We start from the raw sequence: 7,196 nt of genomic DNA, 5'->3' as shown, positions 1-7,196 counted from the left end.
ATGGGGGTAAACGCCACCGATATTGGCAATGCGAATTGCACAATAATATTTATCCAGGATAACCACGTTATCACAGGAGACATTCGACCATTACTCGCCCCAGAGGACGCTACATTCACGCTCATAATCCTACTCGCTAGATTAACTACAACTACCAGAGGTTCTGTCGCGTTAACAACTACCGTTTAGCAACAACGCCTCTGCAGATTTTTTAGGCCACCAACAGGAAAACTAATCTGCCAGCGACAAACTGTCGCCAGCAGGATAGGGACATTGCCCTTTGCGTATCATCTGGGCGAGTTCAATGCCTGCCAGTTAATGTTTGCGCCCGTCGAAACGATGTAAATCCAGGCATCGCTTGACTGAAGTGATCGAATCCGCCATCCACCAATCTCCTGAAAATTCGATTGATTTAACAAAGTCCCTTCTACTCGGATGTTTTGTACGCAGTATAACTGAGCGTTTCGACAGAACCTGTTCTATAGCCACACGCTACGACAAAACGGCGAGGATGTATCTGGCAAGGGGGAAACTGGGCTGCCTCCGTTTTTTACAAAAGGTTATGCAATTAAGGGGGCTCAGCCTAATAATTATAGATAGACTTCAAGGTGCTTATCAAAAATAACCAGAATAATCCTATTGACAATTGATAATGCTTTTTTCGTTTCTTAAGGATTTGTGCGCTCTATAAAAACTATTAAAAAACAATTACACTGACCATCTTGGCTTTCATATAAAATCTTGACAAATTTCGTCAGCAAACCATTGTGTTATACAAGCCAGTAAGGTTAAGAAAACAATCATCAAAATATGAGTATATCAATGCTAAAACGCATCTATTGAACACGAAAAAATAGTAGTCATTGTTGATTTTTTATTGATGACATCATTGTTGTAAGCGTACGCCGTGTCTTGCAACTACCCACATCTTTCGGCTGCTATTTCCCATCCAGCCAGCGATCACTTTCCTTTTCCTCGATTGGGACGCGAGTAGGGTTAATTTTCCTTTTTAATGCATTAGTCCCTTTAAATTTCTTACGAGTCCAGAATTTTACCGCCGTCAACCCCAGCGGAAGCCCCTGAGACGTTACCGAAAGGCTGGAGTGCATCAGGATCCCGCAATTAACACCCGCATCATTTCCAGTTGTAATCAGTCCTGGTGCATAGTGCCCGGCAAAGCCAACATCATCAGGATTTTTTCGGTGATAACCGAAAGTCGTGGTGTCCTGCAGGAGAAGAATTGTTTCCTGTGGGGTGGCTTCCACCCGCAGGCTGGTAGCTTCAGTATGTCCCCGCAGTAACATTTGCTCATCAACCCTGGTGCTGGAAAGAAAGCGATAAGCCGCTTTTGTTGCAGCGCGATCCTGGCAGGCAAAGGGCAAGCTGTTTCCCATTCCCTACCAGAGTTTTTACATCAGAGACTTAAAGCGGCTGGCATGGCGTCGATCACTAAAGACAGAAGAATTAATTTCCTCATCAAGCCATGAAAACGAGGTTTGTTCCTGCTTAACCATATGTTCTATCCCTGAAAAATGTCAACCGATTATCTATATGATTACATTAATATAATTGTGGGTAGTTGCAAGACGCCGTGTACCGTCTGGTGATTTTCTGACATATTCGACAACGTGGCTCCCACTAAATAGTCGTGGGAAGCAAAATGTCAGATATCCAGATATCCAGAAAAATGTTGTTTCCGGTAGGCGAAAAGGCTGTCCCAATTATTTTCCTGAATTTAAACACCGCTTGGTGGCCGCATCCTGTGAACCCAGAGTTTCTATCTTAAAACTGGCGCTGGAGAATACTATCAACGCCAACTTGCTCTTTAAATGGTGTCAACACGGATGACAGGGAGGACTCCAGTGACCCGCATCACTCAGTGTGGATGTACCCCGGCTACTTCCGATAACGCTGTATGCTGAAACCGAACCTGACAATTAACCGCCCGCAGCACCTAATGAGCCAGAAGTCTTCAATCTGTCCTGCGAGATAACCTTCCGACACGAGACTCTCCGCCTTGATGGTGCCATCAGCGAAAAACTGCTGACAAGGTTGAAACAGGAGCTTAAACGATGATCCCACTGCCGACTGGCACAAAATTGGGTTGGTGGTGGGCATCACCGATATGAGAAACAGCTTTAATGGCCTGGCGAGCACAGTACAAACCGCGCTGAAAGATGATCCACTGTCTGGCCGTATCTTTATCTTCTGGGGATGTAGCGGCTGCTAGGTCAAACTTCTCTGGTCCACCGGTGGTGGGTTGTGCCTGCTGACACAACGGCTGCAGCGAGGTCACTTCGCTTCGCCAGGCCCTCAGCCTGTGCTGGAAAAATATGGTGTGTCTGGCAATCCAGGCGGCTCTGTCGCATTAAGGCGTCGTCAGATAACATGCTGTTTTTTTTAATGATGTTACCTGTACATGTCTTTGATCCGAAATGCCTTCCAGCGACTGCATTATCCCGTCGATATCATCGCCCAGTGTGTGCGCTGGTATCTGGCCTATGACCTTAGCCTGCGTAATCTGGAGGAAATGATGGCTGAACGTGGTATTTTTGTCGACCACTCTACGCTTCATCGCTGGGTCATCCGCCTGGTACCGTCACTGGATAAAGCCTTTCGACGGCGTAAACGCTCCGTGGGTCGCCGATGGCGAATGGATGAGACCTACATCAAAGTCAAAGGTCAGTGGAAATATCTCTACCGCGGGGTGGATACTTCGGGGCAGACTATCGACTTCATGCTGACCGCCAAACGGGACGCTGCGGCTGCATTACGCTTCTTTCGCAAAGCCATTAGACACCAGGGCAGACCTGAGAGAGTGACCATTGATAAAAGTGGCGCCAACACGGCAGCGCTGACGACACTCAATGCCGACAAACCCGCAGAGGAAACCATTACCGTCAGGCAGAATAAGTATCTGAATAATCTGATTGAGCAAGATCACCGAAATATCAAACGTCGGATACGGTCTATGCTGGGGTTCAAATCATTTCGGCGGGCACAAACGCTTCTGGCTGGCATCGAGCTGCTCCACATGATACGTAAAGGGCAATATCAACACTCGCAAAGTGAGGGATTGTCACCCGCAGAACAATTCTATCTGTTGGCTGCCTAAAAAAACGGCAGCGCGATTTCTGCTGACCTGTCGTCGTTAATGCGACAGAGCCCAATGAGCTGCTTTATTATCGAGTTTGGTGACTACCTGGGCGGTCATTACTGAGAGGTGGCATTTACACAAAATTCGGTACTGGCTCTTTTCGACAAAGTTTGGTCATATTGAAAGCGTTCTCCTGTTTCTCCTTCGTATGATCCCGTTTCTTGTTTTGTTACTTTCATCTAAGTTCTCTACTTTAGCTGTATCTATACTGGTTAAATATTTTTTTATCGTTTTTTCATTTTTAGCGTGTATTGTGCTTTGGGCTTCAGCCATGCCGCCAATCATTTTAAATCCTGGCTTCCCTATTAATGAAAAGAGATCCATTGCAATCTTCATGCTCTCGCTGACTTTTGCAGGTGCATATCGATTTGCAGCAACTCCTGATACATCTAAGCTGTTATTGATATAATTTGCAAGATGCTGCGACCAAGCCGTGGCCTGCTGTGGTGATGCGTTGCACATTATGGCGGTTTTATATAGCACATTCTTGACGATGTCACTTCCACCTGGAAAGTCTTCTCCTCCGGCTGCTTGATTTTTTCTGCCTTGATAATCCAGCAATGCATTGATTGCATCTTTCCCTAAAAGCGCTGCTTTTATCGCAAAGGGTAAATAGCCACTTCCTGTTATTACCGCAGCATAAGCGGCTGCGCCAGTGTCTATTGTTGAGCCGAGTAATCCCGGGATGTGTTTTAAAACCGCAAAAGTATCAGCTTTAGCCGATGCTTTCTTGGCTTCCTGGGTTAGTCTGGAGGTTAAATATGCGTTACCTTCTGTTTTATATTTTTCTGCTATATCGATATCGATGATACTGTCACTATCAAAAGAGTTTATTTTAATTTGATGGGGTAATACTTCATCTTTCACATCAGTGGGTAACGCTTGCTGTGCAAGACATAGCGTTGTGTTATGTTTATTTTTCATGGTAGTGCCCATCAATGTGGTTGTAAGTGTCATATTGGTTTTTCTAACCGATAGGGTCTGCCTTATGTGCTGTTGGCCATGTCGTTATCATCAACGTCCTGACTTATCACCAGCATGCTTTACTCTATATCCCGTCCTCATTGAGCCGCTCTAGCGTGTTGGTTCAGTGTCGTTAATGTACCTTCGGGTAAGAGAAGTGCGCTGGCACAGCATTCTTCGTCTCATTTATTTACGCTGCCATCGCTGGGAGGTTATCCTCCAACTGACAGGTTACTGCCTTCCAGGTGACTTGTGCTGACCTGATGCTGGCCCGCACGCATGCCTCAGTATGGCGTGGATGAGGGGATGGCCCCGTGGTAGTCAGCAGAGGAGGACAGCCTCATCTCAGTATCGACAACGCGCACAAATATTTCCATGGCTTTTGATGGACGTTTCGTCCATGTGCTACCGTTGTAAGCCTCCCATTAAAACGGATCATCCATTTTTAGAAATCTTCCGACATACTGATTATATTCTCTGGGGAGATCACACGCTGCGTAAAGCCTGATTCACCGGACATCAGGCTATCGCAGTTCTCAAGTCCGTCGAAGCCGGATACACCGTCAAAGATATCTGCCAGTGGGGATATCTGAAGCCTCTGATGTCAAAGAGGGAAGATCCTGAGGATGAAAATCGCCGTTTCAAACAAATTGGCAAGGTGATAACCAAGAGGATTGCATCACTCCAGCGCGTCTACCTTCTTTGTTTGTGGCTTATGGTTTTAAAACACAGCCAGGTTCGTACTTCTTGGTCTGGGTTATTCGCGTTATTCACCGCATTGGGTTATTGAGTTTTGCGTAATCAAACGGGGTGGTCGCGTTCTCTCTGCCTGCGTCCAGAAAATCAGCCCACCATTGTACCATTAACCTCCTTTCTTCCAGATGTTCTGCTTTATGGATATAAGCTGCACGAACGCCGTTGCGCTCCTGGTGGCTCATCTGGCGTTCTACGGCATCTCTTGACCACAGGCCGGATTCAATCAATGAACTGCATGCCATTGTCCTGAAGCCATGCCCACATACATCCACTTTAGTATTGTAGCCCATTAATCGCAGCGCATTATTCACGGTATTTTCGCTCATGGGTTTCCAGGGGTTATGATCTCCGGTGAAAATCAGTTCGTGTTCACCACTGATACTGTGGATTTGCTCCAAAATCGCCAATGCTTGCCTGGAAAGCGGTACCAGATGCTCTGTCCGCATTTTTGCACCGCGGTGTGAGTATCTAATGCCCTCTATTGGTTTACGTTCTGGAGGTATTGTCCACATAGCTTTTTTAAAGTCGATTTCAGGCCATCTGGCAAAACGGAGCTCACTTGAGCGAATGAAGATAAGCAACGTGAGCCTTGTTGCCAGTCGGGTAAGGGGTTGTCCCCGGTAGTTTTCCAGGCGTTCAAGCAGGTCAGGGATGCGATCCAAAGCAAGGGCGGGGCGGTGTTGGCGTTTAGCTGTTGTTAATGCGCCAGCCATATCCACTGCCGGATTGTAATGAATGGTCCCAGACTGAGCCGCGTATCGCATGATTGCCGAGATGCGTTGCTGTAAACGTGCTGCAACCTCATATATCTCTTTGGCTTCTGCTGCTTTGACGGGAACAAGCAGGTCAGGGGTTTTCAGCGTATTGATATCGCGTGAACCGATAAATGGGAAGACATGAGTTTCCAGACTTTGCAGCGTTTTTTCGCTATGTGATCCTGACCATTTTTTATTGCTACGGTGCCACTGGCGAGCAATGGCTTCAAAAGTCTGTTCAGTGGATGGGATTGCTTTTTGGATACGTTTTTGCTCGCAGGGATCAACGCCTTGAGATACAAGTTTTCGGGCTTCGTCGCGTTTCTCACGGGCCTCAGATAAAGAGACGTCAGGGTACTGACCAAGGGCGAGGGTTTTCTCTTTTCCAAGGTGACGATAGCGAAGTCGCCAGTAACGTGAGCCGTTGGGGTGAACGAGTAAAAACATGTTGCCGCTGTCGGCGAGTTTATAGGGTTTTACGTCGGGTTTAGCGGCCCGGATTTTAGCGTCAGTCAGTGCCATCAGTGGGTTCCTGAGTGATGTGAGGGTACGTGATTTATCGAATCAAACTATACCCTCATTTGTACCCTCGCAAGGGACTTGATGTGGGTAGAATTGAGTGGAATTGGGTTGAATGAAATGATTCGTGAAGCGTGATTTTTGGCGGGTTTGTAAAGCAAAAACGGACCTCCGTGGAGGTCCGTTGATATGAATATGGTGCCCGGACTCGGAATCGAACCAAGGACACGGGGATTTTCAATCCCCTGCTCTACCGACTGAGCTATCCGGGCAACGCGCAGCATTAAACCGTATTGGCCGAAGTCAGTCAACGGCTTTGTGAACGAAATAAGGCAAAACGCGTCCGGTTGCTGGCTTTTCAGTCAAAGGGAGCAAAAAAAGCGCGAGATGGGCGTAAAGTACCGTGGTTGCGCTCGCCGCCACGGTGTCATTCAGCTTAATGCGCCATTTCTGCGGCACTGAGCGACCTGCAAGATGTCTTCCGCCAAGCGCTTGGCAACGGATACGTCCTGGAGCTGACGTTTTATCAGCAGTTTGCTGAGGCAGCCCTCTTGGATCAGTTCCATCTGCTGCGCCACCATATCCGCATCGTCGGCGTCCATTTCTCGCAGCAGGTCACGGGTCAGTTCCAGCGAAGTCAGCTTCTGCTGCTCGGCCAGCTGGTGGATAGGGTGATCAACCTCAGGGAAGAAGCTACAGGCGGCAATAAACAGGCAGCCGGGATAGCGATCGTGTTGTACGTACTCTGCCAGCACGTCGTAGCGTGCCAGCAATTTTTGCTGTGGGCTCAGGGCTTCGTCCAGTAGCAACTGGCGACGCCAGGTGTCAATTTGCTGGCCGTGATAGCGCAGGCAGTCATACAGCAGCGCTTCGCGATCCGGCCAGAAGCGTTTAAGATCGCTCGGCTGTACGTCGAGTTTTTCTGCCAGCATTTCTAATGTGGTGGTTGCCAGGCCCTGTTGTTCCAACAGACCCAGTGCCGTATCAAGAACTTGTTCGCGTTGCACTTGTGCTCCCTCCAAATTCGGTTCTGAACTTCAGTGTTA

The 7,196-nt window shown here is 47.8% G+C and carries 6 protein-coding genes, 1 tRNA gene and 1 pseudogene; 3 read left to right on the top strand and 5 right to left on the bottom strand.

All coding sequences use genetic code 11. The features are described 5' to 3' along the window. Nucleotides 1–481: 481 nt before the first annotated feature. Nucleotides 482–572 (top strand): annotated as a pseudogene (locus AAZT04_RS24110) (IS5/IS1182 family transposase); the annotation flags it as partial. A gap of 366 nt (nt 573–938) precedes the next feature. On the opposite strand, the gene AAZT04_RS24105 reads toward AAZT04_RS24110, so the two are convergent. Next, on the bottom strand, nt 939–1,394 hold the full coding sequence (locus AAZT04_RS24105; RefSeq protein WP_434682082.1) for a transposase DNA-binding-containing protein: 456 nt from the start codon (nt 1,392–1,394) through the stop codon (nt 939–941). A 731-nt stretch (nt 1,395–2,125) separates the two neighbouring features. Here AAZT04_RS24105 and tnpB point away from each other — a divergent pair. Next, nucleotides 2,126–2,230, top strand: coding sequence for an IS66 family insertion sequence element accessory protein TnpB (gene tnpB / locus AAZT04_RS24100; RefSeq protein WP_425313993.1), 105 nt, complete (start codon nt 2,126–2,128; stop codon nt 2,228–2,230). 189 nt (nt 2,231–2,419) lie between these two features. After that, nucleotides 2,420–3,115 carry an IS6 family transposase gene (locus AAZT04_RS24095; protein ID WP_129983196.1) on the top strand — a complete coding sequence of 232 codons (696 nt, stop codon included), beginning with the start codon at nt 2,420–2,422 and terminating at the stop codon, nt 3,113–3,115. Nucleotides 3,116–3,271: 156 nt separating this feature from the next. Here the strand turns inward: AAZT04_RS24095 and AAZT04_RS24090 are convergent, their stop codons facing one another. The 4 genes from AAZT04_RS24090 to dicD all read right to left on the bottom strand — a co-directional run bounded on the left by AAZT04_RS24090 (nt 3,272) and on the right by dicD (nt 7,157). Continuing rightward, nucleotides 3,272–4,081, bottom strand: a complete 810-nt coding sequence (locus AAZT04_RS24090; RefSeq protein WP_129983197.1) for a hypothetical protein — start codon at nt 4,079–4,081, stop codon at nt 3,272–3,274. Nucleotides 4,082–4,890: 809 nt separating this feature from the next. Next, entirely contained in the window at nt 4,891–6,153 is a 1,263-nt protein-coding gene (locus tag AAZT04_RS24085; RefSeq protein ID WP_129983198.1) for a tyrosine-type recombinase/integrase, read from the bottom strand. Between the two features lie 193 nt (nt 6,154–6,346). Continuing rightward, nucleotides 6,347–6,422, bottom strand: a tRNA-Phe gene (locus AAZT04_RS24080). 159 nt (nt 6,423–6,581) lie between these two features. Further along, a complete protein-coding gene (gene dicD / locus AAZT04_RS24075; protein WP_020824878.1) occupies nt 6,582–7,157 on the bottom strand; it encodes a division control transcriptional repressor DicD in 576 nt (191 codons plus the stop codon). Nucleotides 7,158–7,196 lie beyond the last annotated feature (39 nt).

It is taken from the genome of Serratia sp. Je.1.23.a (assembly GCF_051129805.1).
In the GTDB taxonomy this organism is placed as follows: Bacteria; Pseudomonadota; Gammaproteobacteria; order Enterobacterales; family Enterobacteriaceae; genus Serratia; species Serratia liquefaciens.
Note: the sequence above shows the minus strand (reverse complement) of the source record. Positions and strands in the feature narration are given on the sequence as shown.

Coding starts and splice junctions, on each gene's coding strand:
- AAZT04_RS24090 (WP_129983197.1), bottom strand. CDS start 4,081: ATGAAAAATAAACATAACACAACGCTATGTCTTGCACAGCAAGCGTTA.
- AAZT04_RS24085 (WP_129983198.1), bottom strand. CDS start 6,153: ATGGCACTGACTGACGCTAAAATCCGGGCCGCTAAACCCGACGTAAAA.
- tnpB (WP_425313993.1), top strand. CDS start 2,126: ATGAGAAACAGCTTTAATGGCCTGGCGAGCACAGTACAAACCGCGCTG.
- AAZT04_RS24095 (WP_129983196.1), top strand. CDS start 2,420: ATGTCTTTGATCCGAAATGCCTTCCAGCGACTGCATTATCCCGTCGAT.
- AAZT04_RS24105 (WP_434682082.1), bottom strand. CDS start 1,394: ATGGGAAACAGCTTGCCCTTTGCCTGCCAGGATCGCGCTGCAACAAAA.